Consider the following 13957-nt stretch of genomic DNA (forward strand, 5'->3'; position numbering starts at 1 on the left):
CAACCGGACCTCAGTCCGATTACTTCCCGCGGAGGACGTGTGAGTGGCGTGAGCTATGGCACACCCAGGTCAGACGAGCCGCCACTGCTGGGGATCGGACGACCGCTGCCCGGCAGTGCGGAGCCGGTCGAACGCGCGGACGCGGCCCGCAATCGCGCGCTGCTGCTCGACGCGGCCCAGCAATTGGTACGCGAGCACGGCGTCGACGGCCTCACGATGGACGCGCTCGCCAAGCGCGCGGGTGTCGGCAAGGGCACGGTCTTTCGCCGGTTCGGCAACCGCACCGGGCTGATGTTGGCCCTGCTGGATCACTCCGAGCAGAAATTCCAAGCCGCGTTCATGTTCGGGCCCGCACCCCTCGGCCCCGAGGCGAGTCCGGTCGAACGGCTGATCGCGTTCGGGCGGACCCGGCTGCTCGATATCGAGGTCGAGGGAGATCTGCACCAGGCCGCGGAGAAGAACGGGCGTTTCGGCGACGGGCCGTACGCCCTGCACAAGGCGCACGTCATGCTGCTGCTGCGTGCGGTCGGCGTCGACGGTGAGGTGCCGCTGATCGCCGACACGCTGCTGTCCACGCTGTCGGCGGCGCTGGTCATCCACCAGGTCGAGGTGCTCGGCTACACCCGCGCTCAGATCGGCGACAACTGGGAATGGCTCGTTCGCCGGGTCGTTTCGCCTGTCCCCCAAGTAGAGTGAGACCGCATGGGGACACTGCGTGAACAGATCATTGCCGAATTGGGCGTGCTGCCCGAGATCGAGCCGAAGCAGGAGGTCCGGCGGCGCGTCGACTTCCTGAAGGACTACCTGGCCACCACCCCGGCCGAGGGGTTCGCCCTCGGAATCAGTGGTGGACAGGACAGCGCGCTGGCCGGCCGGCTGTGCCAGCTGGCCGTCGAGGAGCTGCGCGCCGACGGCGTTGCGGCGAAGTTCCTGGCGGTGCGGCTGCCCTACGGCGTACAGGCCGACGAACACGACGCGCAGATCGCGCTGAACTTCATCGACCCCGATCGCACGGTCGTGGTGAACATCCGCCCCAGCGCCGACGCGATCGGCATCGAGGTCGCGGGCGCGCTCGATCACGAGCGCTTGCGCGACTTCGTGCGCGGCAACATCAAGGCGCGCGAGCGAATGGTCGCCCAGTACGCCCTCGCGGGCCAGGAAAGCCTCCTGGTGGTCGGCACCGATCACGCGGCAGAGGCAGTCACCGGCTTCTTCACCAAGTTCGGCGACGGCGGCGTCGACCTGACCCCCCTCACCGGCCTCACCAAACGCCAGGGCGCCGCGCTGCTGCAGGAACTTGGCGCCCCCTCGAGCATCTGGTCCAAGGTCCCCACCGCCGACCTCGAGGACGACCGCCCCGCCCTGGCCGACGAGGACGCGCTCGGCCTGCGCTACTCCGAGATCGACGACTACCTCGAGGGCAAGGACGTCACCCCGGAGGTGGCGACCCGTCTCGAAACGATCTTCACCAACACCCGCCACAAGCGCACGGTCCCGGTCACGCCCCTCGACACCTGGTGGCGGTGACGGCCTAGGCCGACAAGATATCGACGATCTCGACGACGAACACCGCAGTGGCCAACGTCAGCGCCACCGCGGTCAAACCCGCGCCGAAGAGGTTGCCCCGACGCCTTCGCGCATCCCTCGTCTCGGCATCGAGCCCGGCTTCCCTCGCCGAGGGCAAGAACATCAACACCAGCACGCCTAAGCATCCGCCTGCGAGAATCCAGGCAAACGGGTTGAACCCGCGCTGATACGCCAGCACCCCCATCACCACCATGACTACGACCATCACCAGCGACACTGCACACCCATTTCGACACGCACGCCGGTTTCCGGCACGCCGGGAAGCGTAGCGAGGTCTACGCCGCGGCGCGAATCCTGTTGCGGCTCAACAGATCACCGCGCCATCACCGGATACGGTGGCACGCAATAAGTCTCGCACGAGGTCGTAGTCCGGTTCCCTGCGGAAGCGCAGGCAGCCCTTGCCCATGTCGTGGGCGGCGAGGCGGTCGGCGAAGGCCGCGCGGATATCGGAGCGCAACAGATAGAAGGAGATGTAGTGCTTCTGGCTGGCGAAGGCGATCTCGGCGGTGTTGTCGCGTTCGTACGTGGGCATGCCGTAGGACATGACCTCGGCGAAGCCGGGGAGTTCCGCGCGGCACAGGTCGCGGAGCCTGGTGAGGGGCTCGCGGCGGTCTTCCGGGAGTTCGGCGAGGTAGGTGGCTACGTCGGGGGCCTTGCTCTGGACCACGGTCAGCCGCCGGCGAAAGGCGGGAGGACGTCGACTCGGTCGCGGAGCATGGCCGAGGGGTCGCGGGTGAGTTCGTCGCCGATGAGGAAGGCGCAGACGCCGACGAGGCTGTCGATGTCGGAGCCGTAGGTGGCCGCGAGGGTGGCGCGGAGGTCGGCGACGGTGGCGCCTGCTGGCAGGTCGAGGGATTCGGTGTTCTTGCCGACCGCGTCGGCGATGGCGGCGAAATAGCGGACCTCAACCACCGATGGCTCCCATCGTGCGTTCCGGAGGGACGAAACCGGCGGCATCGATACCGTGACCGGCCCACTTCTGCCACATCGCGCCGCGCCACAGCTCGGCGACCTCATCGTCGTCGGCACCTGCCCGCAGCGCGGTTCGGACGTCGAACTCCTGGTCGCTGAACAGGCACGAGCGCAGCATGCCGTCGGCGGTGAGCCGGGTGCGATCGCAACTGTCGCAGAACTTGCGGGTGACCGTGGCGATGATGCCGACAGTCGCCGGTCCACCGTCTACCAGCCATTTCTCGGCCGGGGCCGACGGGTCGGCGCGGGCGGTGGGGGTCAGGGTGAAGCGCGCGCCGAGGACGTCGAGCAGGTCGGCGGCAGTCACCATGTGATCGCGGGCCCACTCGTGGTCGGCGTCGAGGGGCATTTCCTCGATGAACCGCAGTTCGCACTGCTCTGCCAGGCACCAGGCGAGCAGGTCCGCCGCGCCCGCCAGGTTCTGCCGCATCAGCACGGCGTTCACCTTCACCGGCGCCATGCCCGCGTCGCGCGCGGCACGGATACCGTTGAGGACCGATTCCAGGCGGTCACGGCGGGTGAGGCGGGTGAAATCCTCCCGATCGACGGTGTCGAGGGAGACATTGACCCTGGTCAGACCGGCCGCGGCGAGCTTGTGGATGCGATGTTCCAGGCCGACACCGTTGGTGGTCATGGCCAGTGGAGTGCCGGGCACCGCCGCGTGACAGCCCGCGATGATCTGTTCCAGCTCACGGCGCATCAACGGTTCGCCGCCGGTGAACCGCACCTCCCGCACGCCCAGCTCGCGCACGGCCAGCGATACCAGCCGCACGATCTCGTCGGCGGTGAGCAGTTCCTGGCGCGGAATCGGCGGCAGACCCTCTTCGGGCATGCAATAGGTGCAGCGCAGCGAGCATTTCTCGGTGATGGAGACACGCAGGTCGCGAGCGATCCGGCCGAAGCGGTCGACGAGGAACGGCGTCTCGGGCCTGCCGTCGAGAGACGGCCGCTCCGATCGCACGGCGGGTATCCCCATTTCGACCAGCGTCATCTATACAGTATGACCTGTCGGGCCCGTCACATTCCGTGCGCCGGGCCGATTCTTCGCGAACTCGTCAGCTCACGACGAGCAGTCCCGCTCGGTGAGCCACGCGACCATGACCGGCCCCAGCGGCGGCGATTAAGCTGGCACCATGACTCCCCGGCCCGCTACCGCGTCGGCGCGCAGCGTCGACGAGTACCGCGACACGGTCGCCGCGCTGCTGGCCCACCTCGCCGACCGCCCCGATGAGCAGGTGCCGGTGCCCGAGGCGCTCGGCCGCACGCTGTCGGCCGACGTGGTGTCGCCGATCGATCTGCCGGTGTTCCGCAACTCCGCGATGGACGGGTACGCGGTGCGCGCCGCCGACGTGGCAGTCACACCGGTCACCTTGCCGGTCACCGGCGTGGTGGCGGCGGGAAAACCCGGTACCGACGCGTTGCCCGCCGGTTCGGCGTTGAAAGTGATGACCGGCGCGCCGATGCCGCCCGGAGCCGACTGTGTGGTGCCGGTCGAGGACGTGCAGGCGGGTGACGGCCGGATCGTGGTCGAACGTGGCCGTGGGCGTGGCGAATTCGTGCGCGAGGCCGGGACGGATGTGCGAACCGGTGAGCTCGTCGCGCGGACGGGCACGGTGCTCGCGCCGCGCCACATCGCGGCGCTGGCCGCCGTCGGCCTGTCGACCGTGCCGGTACTGAGCCGATTACGCGCTGTCTGCATCACGACCGGTGACGAGCTCCAGCCCGCGGGCAGCGTGCTGGCCCCGGGGCAGATATACAACTCGAACGGCATCGCCTTGGCCGCGGCCTTGCGGGCCGACGGTGTCGAGGTGGTCGAGATCGCGCACAGCTCCGACGACCCCGCCGTGTTCACTTCGGTGCTGCGCGCCGCGACCGCTGCCGCCGACCTGGTTTTCACCTCCGGTGGCGTCTCGAAGGGCGACTTCGAGGTGGTCAAGGATGTGCTGGGTCCGCTCGGCGGGACGTTCGGCTCGGTCGCGGTGCAACCTGGCGGCCCGCAGGGATACACGGTGGTCGACGAGGTCCCCGTGCTCAGCTTCCCTGGCAATCCGGTGAGCACCATGGTGTCGTACGCCGTGTTCGCGCGACCTGCCGTGCGCGCGCTGGCCGGTCTGCCTGCGGTGGAGAGCCGTGAGGTGACCCTGCTGACGCCGGTGCGCTCCCCTGCCGGTCGTCGCCAATACCTGCGCGGCCTGTCGACCGAGGACGGGGTGGAAGTGATCTCGGGGCCCGGCTCGCATCTCATCGCGGGGATGGCCTGGGCCGATGTGCTCGTCGACGTGCCCGCCGAGGTCACCTCGCTGGCCGCAGGCGTCGCTGTGCGAATCTTGTCGCTATGAGCGAGTTGTCCCATGTCGACCGCGAGGGTCGGGCACGCATGGTCGATGTCAGCGCCAAAGCTGACACCACCCGGATCGCTGTTGCCGCAGGCGAATTGCAGACGACCGCTGAGGTGGTGGCGTTGGTGCGGGCCGAGGGCATGCCGAAGGCCGATGTGTTGTCCACGGCGCGGCTGGCCGGAATCGCCGGTGCCAAAAAGACTTCCGAGCTGATTCCGCTGTGCCATCAGCTGGCGTTGTCGTCGGTGAAGGTGGAGTTCGGGTTCACCGAGACCTCGATCACCGTCGAGGCGACAGCTAAGACGAAGGGCCCGACCGGCGTCGAGATGGAAGCGCTGACGGCTGTCGCTGTCGCGGGGCTCACCTTGCACGACATGGTGAAGGCGGTGGATCCCGCCGCGGTGATGAACGGGGTCCGGCTGGTCACCAAAGAGGGTGGAAAACACGGGCATTGGGTGCGACCGGAGGGTCGGTCCGACACCGTCGCACCGTCGCCCGACCGGTTGGCGCAGGTGAACGCGGACGCCGGTGCCGAGTCCACGCTGTCGACGACCACCGAAGCGGATTCCACGGCAGCAGGCAGCATCGCGTCGGGATCCGCTGAAGCCCAGATCTTTTCGCGAAAGGCCGTCGTGGTCGTCGCGTCCACCGGAACCGCGGCGGGAACCCGCATCGACACCACCGGCCCCGTCATCGCCGATTGGCTGACCGCACAAGGCTTTACAGTGCGGGGCCCGCTGGTCTACGCCGACGCCGAAATAGCCACCGGACTGACCGATGCGCTGATCGGGGGGCCCGCGCTTGTCATCACCACAGGTGGCACCGGCGCTTCCCCGACCGATGCGACACCCGAGGCCACCCGTGGCATCCTCGATCGGGAGCTGCCCGGCGTCGCCGATGCCATTCGCCAGCGTGGGACCGCGAAGTTCCCACTGGCCGCACTGAGTCGCGGCGTCGCGGGGCTGGCCGGACGCACGGTTGTCGTCAATCTGCCGGGTTCGCCGGGTGGGGTGAAGGACGGCATGGCCGTGCTGGAACCGTTGTTGGATCATCTGCTAGCGCAAGTAGCCGGAGGCGGCAACCATGAGTGACTTCGGTGCGGTACGCCTGGCGGCGATCAGCGATCAGGACCTCGATCCCCTCGCTGTCGAAAAGGCCGTCGACGGGCCGGAATTCGGTGCGGTCGTGGTGTTCACCGGCAAGGTGCGCAACCATGACGGCGGGCAGGCGGTGACCTCGCTGGAGTACTCCGCGCACCCGCAGGCCGAGCGGTTCCTGCACGCGATCTGCGCGGAAGTCGCGCAGGCCAGCGGCCTTCCGGTCGCGGCGACGCATCGGATCGGGTCGCTCACGATCGGCGGATTGGCGATCGTGGTGGCTGTCGCGGCACCGCATCGGGCCGAGGCGTTCACGGTATGTGCCGAGCTCGTCGACCGGATCAAGCACGAGGTGCCGATCTGGAAGCGGCAGTTGTTCGCGGACGGGCTTTCCGAGTGGGTCAACGCCTGCGGCTGACCCTCGCCGCCGCGATGCGGCGGACAGCCGTCACCGGTCGAGCCCCACAACGATTCGCTGTCACTGCTGGGTGTAGCGCCAAACCCCGAGCATCGCCTGGTCGTCCAAGAGCGTCTCGCCCTCGAAGATGGTGTCGTGCAAGCATTTCAGTGCCGCATCAGCGTCGAGTCCGGCACCGATCAGCACCAGGCTCGAGACGCGTCGCTCGCCGCGCGCCCAGGTACCGGGCGTGAAGACGACATGTCTTCCTACCAGGTGGACTTCGAACTTGCGCCGCTCCCCCGCCACCGCGAACGCCACACACCCCTTGGCTCGGAACAGGCCTGACGGCGGGTCTTCCAGAAAACTCACCAGCGCACGGGGATTCAGGGCGCGCTCGCTCGTGAACGACACCGACACGTAGTCATCGTGGAGATGCCGATGGTCGGGGTCATCGTGATCATGGTCGTCGAGCAGCACATCGAAGCTCAACTGCTGCGCCACTTTCGGCTGTTCCGGCTCGCGATCGTCGAACAACAGGCCCGGATCGATCCGGCCGTGGGTTGTCGCGTAGACCGGGACCTGCCCGACCCACGCGGCGAGCTGTGCACGTAAACCGGCCAACGCCTCGGGCGCGACCCGGTCGGCCTTGTTCACCAGCACCAGATCCGCCATCCGCAGATGCGTCACCAATTCCGGATGTTGCGCGCTGGTCGACCCGAACTGCTCGGCATCGACCACCTCGACCAATCCGCCGTAGCCGATCCGGGGATTGGGGTTGGCGATCACCATCCGGATCAGGTTGCGCGGCTCGGCCAATCCGCTGGCCTCCACGACGATCACATCCACCGCACTGCGCGGTTGCGCCAGCTGGGCGAACAGATCATCGAGCTCGGACACGTCCACCGCACAGCACACGCATCCGTTGCCGAGCGACACCATCGCGTCGACCTGTCCCGCCACCAGCATCGCGTCGATGTTCACCGCCCCGAAATCGTTGACCACCACCCCGATCCGGGTCCCCCGATTGTTGCGCAACAGGTAGTTGAGCAGGGTCGTCTTCCCCGAGCCCAGAAACCCAGCAACGATCACGACAGGTATCACCGGACCATGGTGCCATCTCCCCCACGCGCCGAAGCCGACCAGGCCGCTGTGGGCGAGGCGAGCTCACCGCACAGCAAACCGCCCACCCCTGTGTCAGGAGTGGGCGGCGCTGTGATGCGACCTGTCAGCTGGGGCCGAAAACCATGCCGACCAGCGTGTACACCAGGTTGATCAGCTGGCCGGGGATGGTTGATTCGTCCATGCCGAGCGTCTGCGCCAGCGGCATGAGCAGTGTCATGACGGTGGTGATCGGACCGCCGAGGGTGCTCAGATCGAGCTCGGATTCGTCGGGCGTCGCCTCCGCTTTCGGCGCGGTACCGCGCTTCTTCGGGGTGGTGGTCGAGGGTTCGGCGGGAGCCTCGGGCGAGGCCGTGCGGGCCGGAGCGCCGGGGGAAGCCGTGCGGACAGGGGCTACCGGAACCGGATCCGCGATCGGGGCACGTGCGGGGATCGGTGCGGGAGCGGGCGCCGCCGGACCGTTGAAGTCGGCCGGGTCCGGATCCACGATCGTCCGATCGCTCGAGCCGCTGGGCAGCGCGGGCGAATCAGCAGGCGCCTGGCCGGGTACGGGTGCGGCGGTCGTGGTGGTCGGCGCCTTGGCGGGCTGCTGAGCCGGTGAGGTCGTCTCGGACTCCGGAGTCGACGCGGTGGCCGCTCCGGGCTTCTGTGACGGTTCGGTGGTTGGCACCGCAGCCCCGTTCGCGCCCTCGTCGGGCGTACCGGCACCCGACGAGTCCTCGGCAGGCGCCGTGGCTCCGTTCTCGCTCCCGGACTGTCCCGGCGCGCTCGTCGTCGGCGTCTCGCTGGTCGTCGTCGGCGCGGAACTGGTCGGTGTCTGCGCGGGGTCGGCAGCGGGTGCCCGCTTCGGTGTCTGAGTCGTGGTCGCGACCGGCACCCGACCGGGCAGCGGCGACGCGGCGAGGGTGGGGATCGGCTTGTTCAGCAGGAATCCGACAACGCCCGTCGCGATGGCAACCGCGTGCTCGAGCTGACCTTCGCGCGATTCCAGGCGGGCGGCGTCGTCGACATTGGCGCCGTTGCCCATCTCCACGAACACCATCGGCACCTGCGTCAACGCCGGGCCCGCCACATCCTCACGGGTCTGCAGACCGGCCTTGACGCCCGCGTAGTTCGCGGGCGAGAAGCCGGCCGCCAGGTAGGCGTCGCGGACCGCGCTCGACACGAGCCGCCCACCACCGGACTGCGCCTTGTCGGCGATCGCGTCGGGAATCGGGAGCTGCGGCACGATCAGGTGGAATCCGTGCTGGTCGGGACCGGCGCTGTCGGCGTGGATGCTGACCGCCACGTCGGCGCCGGACTGGTTGGCGGCGCGGGCGCGATCGTCGACGCAGCCGCCCCACCCGGTGTCGTCGGCGCGGCTGAGCACCACGTCGGCACCCAGTGCCTCCAGCGAGGCGCGCACGAGCTGGGCGACGTCCCAGTTGATGGTGTGTTCGGGGATGCCGTTGAGTGAGGTCATACCGGTGGTCTGGCAGTCCTTGGTGCCGCCACGGCCGTTGTCGACCTGGCGGCTCAGGTCTTCGGTATGCGCCGTCCCCTGGTGACCGGGGTCGAGGAAGATCGTCTTACCGGCGAGCTGCTCGCTGGTCGCTGGTTCAGGGGCGGCGTGGGCGGTCACGGGGACCAACCCCGACAGCGACACCACCACCGCGGCGGAGACGGTAGAGCAGATTCCGGCCTTGATGATGTTTGGTTGCATGTTCGGTCGGCGCTCCGGGGACGGAGCACCCCTCCCTTCCCATTGGTAACACCTGGTAACACCAAACCCAGTGGTTCACTCTTGCAACGTTGGCAACCACAGGGCAAGCACAGTTACCGAAATGTAACTGGATGGAAGTATCAAAAGACGCTGGTCGGATGCCCAGCTGAGCCATCAGCGGTCTATGTCAGGCAACTTCTGGCAATTGGCGCAGTGAGCGCAGCGCATAATGCACCCGGGTCTTCACGGTGCCGACCGGAACACCGAAATCCGCGGCGACTTCCCGGTAGCCACGGTCGTGAAGGATCACCTCGGTGACTGCCGCGCGTTGTGGCTCCGGGAGTCGAGCCAGCAGTTGATCGACCAGTAGGCCGTCGACCAACCCGTCGGCGAAATCCGGCCTGCCACAGACAGACACCTCGGTGATGTCGTCCCAGCCCACGTCACCGGGCCGAACGGCTCTGGCCCGCATGATGTCGATGATGACATTGCGCTCGATCGCCAGCAGCCACGTCCGAACGCTGCCCTTGCGGCCGTCGAAGTCGTGACACGAACGCCAGCCGCGCAGCAGGGTCTCCTGCACCGCGTGCTCGGCCAGGCCCGCGTCGCCGAGGCCGCGCAGCGCCCGCCAGTGCAGCAGGCCGCGATCGGTGGCCAGCACGTCGGCCAGCCCGTCCCTGGTACACAGGCGCGCGCAGTGCGCACCGCAGGAGTTGTCCGTCATATGGGGGTATCGCGCTGGACCGCGCCGATGACAACGCCCGCCTTAAGCGACTCTTCAGGATCCTGCTGGCCCCGCGCGCGACACTTTTCTCGCGAGCCCGGCCGGGCCTGCTCCAGGAGGGGGGAGCAGGGACGCCGGGCTCGCTCATTTCGGCGAAGTCGAGCAGTATCGCCTCGGGGCGACGACAATCGCCCGCGAGGAGCGGACAACGTGGACATCCATGCATATCCGACCGACGCGCAGACGCCGGTCGACCTGGCCGAGGCCACGAGAGTGGCGGCCGAACACCTACCTGCCGATCTGCCCGGGCACGAACGGCAGATCGTCGAATTCGCCGACGGCTTCACCGTTTGCGCGGTCCAGCCGTTACACGCGCCGGCGACTCGGCCGATCCCGGTCGGCGGCTCGGTGTATGTGATCGACAAGGCGACGGGGGCAGTGTCGTTCTGGCCGACCTATCCGACCGGCGTGATCGCCGCGCGGTACGCGCTGCTCCTGGCGGCGGGCCGGTTGGTCGTCGCCGATGCCTGGCCTGATCAGGACTGATCGGGCAGTTCACGAGGTCTCCTCGGTAGCGCGTCCGGGCGACGTAGAGCAGCGAGTCCGCAGGCCACGGTCAGTGCGATCGATAGTGCGCCGAACCAGTCACCCCAGCGGGCGTAAGGGGTGCGATCGCCCGCGGTGCGGATGTCGGCCATCGCCGAGCGGGTTTCGCTGATGTCGGTCCGGACCGAGACTCGAACGCTGCCTCGGGCGTCGATGGCGGTCAACTCGCCGAGTTGGGCGGAGCGGGCGATAGCGATGCCTGATTCGGCGGCCCGCAGTGCTGCCATCCGGCTGTGTAACCAGTGGTCGACACCGAAATCCAGGGCGGGAGCGAGGATGAGCGTCGCGCCGTCGGTGCGGTTCTGGCGAACGAGAGCCGGCCGGTCGAGGTCGAAGCAGATCGCCAGCGCCCATGGCCGGCCGGGGATCCGGACCGGGACCGTGCCCGGCTGCAGTTCGGATTCGAGCCCGGGTACGAGATATCGCTTGGCATAGATGGTTTCGCCCGGGTAGGCGATGGCCGCGTTGACGGTGCCGCCGGCTTGCTCGAGTTCCAGCCCGACGACAACGTGAACGCCACGGCGAGCGGCGACGGCCGTGAGCGGGTCGCGTAAGAGGAAGAGGTCGGCTCGGCTTGCGTGCCATGCCTTCTCGGAGAACACGATGACTTCGGCGCCCTGGTCGGCGAGCTCGTCGACGGCAGCGACCGCGTCGTTGATCATCCGCGCTCCGTCGGGCGACGCGACAGGGACATACATCGGCGGCTGGGCGAGAGCGACCAGCCCGACCCGCGTGATCGGGCCGCTGCTCGCCGCGACGGCGGACCACAGACCCATACCGATGACGACAGCCGAGACGACGGCTGTTACGCCCACTAGCGTCAGCCGCCGCGACGTTGGGATGCCGGGTGCGGTCGTCGTGCCGATCACGCTGGACGCCGCGAGCACCAGGAAACTGATCCCCCACACCCCGGTCAGTGCCGCGACGCGCACGATCGGGTCCACCCCCGCATGGGAATACCCGATGCTCCACCAGGCGCCGAACACACCGACCGAGCCGAAGAGGAACTCCGCGGCCGTCCACGCGGCGGGCAGCGCGAGCACCGCCCACCCGAACCTGTGCTGCAGCAGTAGTTTTCGGAAGAGCACCACGCACGCCCCGAAAACGAGCGCACTGCCGACCAGCAGACCGACAGTGGTCGATCGGGGCTGTTCCAGCGTTCCGGTGAAGTAGGACCAGTACCTGGCGTTGCCGCCGAGCCAGGACAGCACCGCCGCCGCGAACACCGCCGCAGCAGTGCGTCGTGGGGCCAACCACAGCACCGGGAGCGGGGCGAGTAGTGCGATTCCGGGTATCGGGTGCAAACCGGTGCCGATACCCCACAGCACCGCCGAACTCACGGTGGCGGCCAGCCACATGATCGACGGCCGACCGGGCAGTCGCCGACCGGATCGCCCGGAGATATCCTCGCGCACAGCTTCTTCGGTAGATGTCACCCGATCATCGTCACGGTGGAGAGGGCCCGCGCGCATCGCCCGTGCGAGCGGACTCGCCTCCCTCACGCGAGTGAGATCACCTCGCACCACCGGGCAGGCGATTGTCCCCCGGTGCCACCATCCCGGATTCGTAGGCGAAAACCACCGCCTGCGCCCGATCGCGCAGCCCCAGCTTCGAAAGAACGGAACTGACATGGGTTTTCACCGTGTGTTCGGTGACGACCAACCTCGCCGCGAGCTCGGTGTTCGAACGGCCCGCGGCGAGTTCTCGCAGAATGTCGCGCTCCCGCGGAGTCAGCGTCGCCAGCTGCGCCGCTGCTTCCGGATGCGCACGCGCACGTCCGGCGACCTCGGCGATCAGCCGTCGCGTCACCGAGGGGGCGAGCAGCGCGTCGCCGGCCGCGACAACCCGCACCCCGCCGATCAACTCGGCCCGCCGCGCGTCTTTGAGCAGGAACCCGCTCGCACCCGCCCGCAATGCGGCATAGACGTACTCATCGATGTCGAACATGGTGAGGACCAGCACCTTCGCCGCCGTCTCCGCGCAGATCCGAGCGGTGGCGGCCACCCCGTCCAGCCGTGGCATCCGCACATCCATCACCACCACATCGGGCGCGAGCCGCCGGGCCGCCGTCACCGCTTCCACACCATCGGACGCCTCCCCCACCACCTCGATGTCGGGTTCGGATTCCAGGATGAGGCGAAACCCGGTGCGGAACAATTCCTGGTCGTCGACGACGAGCACTCGCATCATCGATTCCCTTGCGCCAGCGGCAGATCAGCCGATACCACGAACCCCGAACGCGTAGGTTCCGCCCGCAGCAGGCCACCGCACGCGTGCACCCGTTCCCGCATCCCGACCAGTCCGAAGCCCGCCGTGCCGGTGCCAGCCACCCGGGCGCCTTCCACCGCGGTGCCGTCGTCGGCGATTCGAACCCCGAGCCGATCCGATGACCAGCTCAGCGCCACATCGACGCGGGTCGCCTTCGCGTGCTTGCCCGTATTGGTCAATGCCTCCTGCACTATCCGGTACGCGGCGGCGTCCGCCTGCGGTGAAATCGCTGCGCGGGGCCCGTATTCGGTGAAATGCGCGATCAGCCCACCGTGTTCGGCGAGCGCGACGAGATCGGCGATGGCGGCCACCCCCGGCTGATGCGGCGGATCGTCCTCGCGGAGCGCGCCGATACTGTGGCGCAGTTCCCGCAAGGCATCACGGCCGCCGTCGGCGATCGCCGCGAAGGCCGCGTCGGCATCTGCCCGCTCGAGCAGCGGACCGGTCTCGGCGCGCACGATCATCGCACCGACCGTGTGGGCGAGCCCGTCGTGCATATCCCGGGCGATCCGCAGCCGCTCGCGAACCACGGCGGCATCGCGTTCGTCATCGAGACGTCGCGTCCGTTCGGCGAGCGCGTCGATCTGCGCCTGCTTCGCGCGGACTCCCGACCCGAGCGCCCACGCCGTCATGAACGACATCGCGGCATAGGCGTACGAATCAGCGGTCTCCCGTGGCACCAGCAGCGACACCAGAATTCCGATCGCGACCAGCGCAAAGGTCATTCGCCGCTGCCGCGCGGAACAGTACGCCGCGATCGTGTACACACAGACGACCGTCCCGAACGGGAGCACCGGCAACGCGTTCACACAGCCGAGCACGGTGATCGCCGGGCCGACCACGCACAGCACACCCACCGGCGCCCGACGCCGCCACAGCACCGGCGCCGACGCGAGGACCGACAACCCGACAACCCACCACGCGGCCCCGATCACGAGCGCGGGCACGACGGTCGAGGCCGTCACCACCGCGGCGATCAGCACGTCCAGTGGCGACGGATGTTCCAGAGGTACTCCCACGACGACCCAGTGTGTCCGTAATCGGTCCACCGCACCTCACTCTCGCGAGTGATTCGGTGCGCAGCACAGCGCCCGTACGCTCAGGCATAGGCTGGAATCCGGCGTGGCAACATCCGGTGACCAG

16 protein-coding genes are annotated in these 13957 nt (G+C 68.5%); 6 read left to right on the plus strand and 10 right to left on the minus strand.

What is annotated here, in order from left to right; all coding sequences use genetic code 11:
- Nucleotides 1-48 precede the first annotated feature (48 nt).
- Nucleotides 49-696, plus strand: coding sequence for a TetR/AcrR family transcriptional regulator (locus tag ACQHI0_RS20900; RefSeq protein WP_427903532.1), 648 nt, complete (start codon nt 49-51; stop codon nt 694-696).
- A gap of 6 nt (nt 697-702) precedes the next feature.
- Nucleotides 703-1527, plus strand: a complete 825-nt coding sequence (gene nadE, locus ACQHI0_RS20905; RefSeq protein WP_427903533.1) for an ammonia-dependent NAD(+) synthetase — start codon at nt 703-705, stop codon at nt 1525-1527.
- A 4-nt stretch (nt 1528-1531) separates the two neighbouring features.
- Here nadE and ACQHI0_RS20910 read toward each other — a convergent pair whose 3' ends face one another.
- The 4 genes from ACQHI0_RS20910 to moaA all read right to left on the minus strand — a co-directional run bounded on the left by ACQHI0_RS20910 (nt 1532) and on the right by moaA (nt 3550).
- Nucleotides 1532-1795 (minus strand): hypothetical protein, encoded by a 264-nt coding sequence (locus ACQHI0_RS20910; RefSeq protein WP_427903534.1) that lies wholly within the window; start codon nt 1793-1795, stop codon nt 1532-1534.
- 96 nt (nt 1796-1891) lie between these two features.
- Nucleotides 1892-2254, minus strand: a complete 363-nt coding sequence (locus tag ACQHI0_RS20915; RefSeq protein ID WP_427903535.1) for an iron chaperone — start codon at nt 2252-2254, stop codon at nt 1892-1894.
- 2 nt (nt 2255-2256) lie between these two features.
- Complete coding sequence (locus tag ACQHI0_RS20920; protein WP_410870116.1) at nt 2257-2499, minus strand: MoaD/ThiS family protein; 243 nt, start codon at nt 2497-2499, stop codon at nt 2257-2259.
- Complete coding sequence (gene moaA, locus ACQHI0_RS20925) at nt 2492-3550, minus strand: GTP 3',8-cyclase MoaA (RefSeq protein WP_427903536.1); 1059 nt, start codon at nt 3548-3550, stop codon at nt 2492-2494. Before moaA ends, ACQHI0_RS20920 begins: the two co-directional genes overlap by 8 nt.
- 142 nt (nt 3551-3692) lie before the next feature.
- Between moaA and ACQHI0_RS20930 the strand changes: the two genes are divergently transcribed.
- The 3 genes from ACQHI0_RS20930 to ACQHI0_RS20940 are packed head-to-tail and all read left to right on the plus strand — an operon-like array spanning nt 3693 to nt 6413.
- The gene (locus tag ACQHI0_RS20930; protein ID WP_427903537.1) at nt 3693-4898 is read left to right on the plus strand and encodes a molybdopterin molybdotransferase MoeA; all 1206 of its coding nucleotides are present in this window, start codon (nt 3693-3695) and stop codon (nt 4896-4898) included.
- Nucleotides 4895-5989: a bifunctional molybdenum cofactor biosynthesis protein MoaC/MoaB gene (moaCB, locus tag ACQHI0_RS20935; RefSeq protein WP_427903538.1), complete on the plus strand. Its 1095-nt coding sequence runs from the start codon at nt 4895-4897 to the stop codon at nt 5987-5989. The genes ACQHI0_RS20930 and moaCB overlap by 4 nt, the downstream gene beginning before the upstream one ends.
- Nucleotides 5982-6413 carry a molybdenum cofactor biosynthesis protein MoaE gene (locus ACQHI0_RS20940; RefSeq protein WP_427903539.1) on the plus strand — a complete coding sequence of 144 codons (432 nt, stop codon included), beginning with the start codon at nt 5982-5984 and terminating at the stop codon, nt 6411-6413. The genes moaCB and ACQHI0_RS20940 overlap by 8 nt, the downstream gene beginning before the upstream one ends.
- A 60-nt stretch (nt 6414-6473) precedes the next feature.
- On the opposite strand, the gene ACQHI0_RS20945 is transcribed toward ACQHI0_RS20940, so the two are convergent.
- The 3 genes from ACQHI0_RS20945 to ACQHI0_RS20955 all read right to left on the minus strand — a co-directional run bounded on the left by ACQHI0_RS20945 (nt 6474) and on the right by ACQHI0_RS20955 (nt 9940).
- Nucleotides 6474-7496 (minus strand): CobW family GTP-binding protein, encoded by a 1023-nt coding sequence (locus ACQHI0_RS20945; RefSeq protein WP_427903540.1) that lies wholly within the window; start codon nt 7494-7496, stop codon nt 6474-6476.
- A 124-nt stretch (nt 7497-7620) separates the two neighbouring features.
- Entirely contained in the window at nt 7621-9216 is a 1596-nt protein-coding gene (locus ACQHI0_RS20950) for an N-acetylmuramoyl-L-alanine amidase (RefSeq protein WP_427903541.1), read from the minus strand.
- Between the two features lie 187 nt (nt 9217-9403).
- A complete protein-coding gene (locus ACQHI0_RS20955; protein WP_427903542.1) occupies nt 9404-9940 on the minus strand; it encodes a sigma-70 family RNA polymerase sigma factor in 537 nt (178 codons plus the stop codon).
- A gap of 210 nt (nt 9941-10150) precedes the next feature.
- On the opposite strand from ACQHI0_RS20955, the gene ACQHI0_RS20960 reads away from it, so the two are divergent.
- Nucleotides 10151-10486, plus strand: a complete 336-nt coding sequence (locus ACQHI0_RS20960; RefSeq protein ID WP_427903543.1) for a hypothetical protein — start codon at nt 10151-10153, stop codon at nt 10484-10486.
- Here ACQHI0_RS20960 and ACQHI0_RS20965 read toward each other — a convergent pair.
- The 3 genes from ACQHI0_RS20965 to ACQHI0_RS20975 form a co-directional block, all read right to left on the minus strand.
- On the minus strand, nt 10477-11982 hold the full coding sequence (locus ACQHI0_RS20965; RefSeq protein WP_427903544.1) for a nitrilase-related carbon-nitrogen hydrolase: 1506 nt from the start codon (nt 11980-11982) through the stop codon (nt 10477-10479). The two genes, ACQHI0_RS20960 and ACQHI0_RS20965, sit on opposite strands and share 10 nt — an antisense overlap.
- A 76-nt stretch (nt 11983-12058) precedes the next feature.
- Nucleotides 12059-12733 (minus strand): response regulator, encoded by a 675-nt coding sequence (locus ACQHI0_RS20970; protein WP_427903545.1) that lies wholly within the window; start codon nt 12731-12733, stop codon nt 12059-12061.
- Nucleotides 12733-13833: a sensor histidine kinase gene (locus ACQHI0_RS20975; protein ID WP_427903546.1), complete on the minus strand. Its 1101-nt coding sequence runs from the start codon at nt 13831-13833 to the stop codon at nt 12733-12735. The genes ACQHI0_RS20970 and ACQHI0_RS20975 overlap by 1 nt, the downstream gene beginning before the upstream one ends.
- Nucleotides 13834-13957 lie beyond the last annotated feature (124 nt).

The organism is Nocardia sp. FBN12 (genome assembly GCF_050320175.1).
GTDB lineage: Bacteria > Actinomycetota > Actinomycetes > Mycobacteriales > Mycobacteriaceae > Nocardia.

What these genes read in the sequence shown, in the direction of transcription:
- nadE (WP_427903533.1), top strand. Translation starts at nt 703, where the DNA reads ATGGGGACACTGCGTGAACAGATCATTGCCGAATTGGGCGTGCTGCCC.
- moaA (WP_427903536.1), bottom strand. Translation starts at nt 3,550, where the DNA reads ATGACGCTGGTCGAAATGGGGATACCCGCCGTGCGATCGGAGCGGCCG.
- ACQHI0_RS20930 (WP_427903537.1), top strand. Translation starts at nt 3,693, where the DNA reads ATGACTCCCCGGCCCGCTACCGCGTCGGCGCGCAGCGTCGACGAGTAC.
- moaCB (WP_427903538.1), top strand. Translation starts at nt 4,895, where the DNA reads ATGAGCGAGTTGTCCCATGTCGACCGCGAGGGTCGGGCACGCATGGTC.
- ACQHI0_RS20940 (WP_427903539.1), top strand. Translation starts at nt 5,982, where the DNA reads ATGAGTGACTTCGGTGCGGTACGCCTGGCGGCGATCAGCGATCAGGAC.
- ACQHI0_RS20950 (WP_427903541.1), bottom strand. Translation starts at nt 9,216, where the DNA reads ATGCAACCAAACATCATCAAGGCCGGAATCTGCTCTACCGTCTCCGCC.
- ACQHI0_RS20955 (WP_427903542.1), bottom strand. Translation starts at nt 9,940, where the DNA reads ATGACGGACAACTCCTGCGGTGCGCACTGCGCGCGCCTGTGTACCAGG.
- ACQHI0_RS20970 (WP_427903545.1), bottom strand. Translation starts at nt 12,733, where the DNA reads ATGCGAGTGCTCGTCGTCGACGACCAGGAATTGTTCCGCACCGGGTTT.